Source organism: Vibrio sp. 2033 (genome assembly GCF_033339735.1).
Window position 1 is genome coordinate 1 of the sequence record NZ_JAWOVC010000535.1, and the last position, 608, is coordinate 608.

At 47.7% G+C, this 608-nt stretch carries 1 protein-coding gene and 1 pseudogene; both read right to left on the bottom strand.

Annotated elements, in window-relative coordinates:
• A pseudogene (locus R7P74_RS27645) lies at positions 1–221 on the bottom strand (type IV pilus biogenesis/stability protein PilW); the annotation flags it as partial.
• A gap of 149 nt (positions 222–370) precedes the next feature.
• On the bottom strand, positions 371–608 hold a 238-nt coding region (locus R7P74_RS27650), incomplete at its 5' end, for a homoserine O-acetyltransferase/O-succinyltransferase family protein (protein WP_029785893.1).

Sequence of the window (608 nt, forward strand, 5' to 3'; positions counted from 1 at the left end):
CGATAGTACTGTGGGGCGTGGCTCAAGGCTTGTTGCAAGTTGTCGTGCGCTCGGATCATATTGCCACCTTCGAGATAACCAAGCCCAAGAGCGATGCGAGATTCTGCCATAGCAACAGGATCGGCCTTCACGATAGGAGCGCCGTTTTCTTTTACGGTAACACAGCCTACGAGTGCAAACTGAGTCATCAACATTAGTGCACTGAGCGTTACGGTTTTCATTCTTCTTCCCCACATCCCTGAATCTGACAGCATGATATGAATTACGTAGCAAAAGCCCATTGAGGAAAAAGCACTATGCGATCAGGTTTGCAAACTGATATGAAAAAGCCGCCAGATGGCGGCTCGGTTCACAAACTTAATTCGTTGATTTAATCGTCTTTAGTGAAAGCATCTTCACTGAAGTGATCCAGATCGTAAGGCGTTTGTTGGTATACGCAGTAGTTGAGCCAGTTCAAGAACAGCAAGTGTCCGTGGCTTCGCCAACTCGCAATGGGAGGGTTATCTGGGTTGTTGTTCGGGTAGTAATTGACCGGAATTGCTGGCTCCATCCCTTCACCCAAATCCCGAATGTACTCATTGTGAAGAGTGTGCGAGTCATACTCTGGA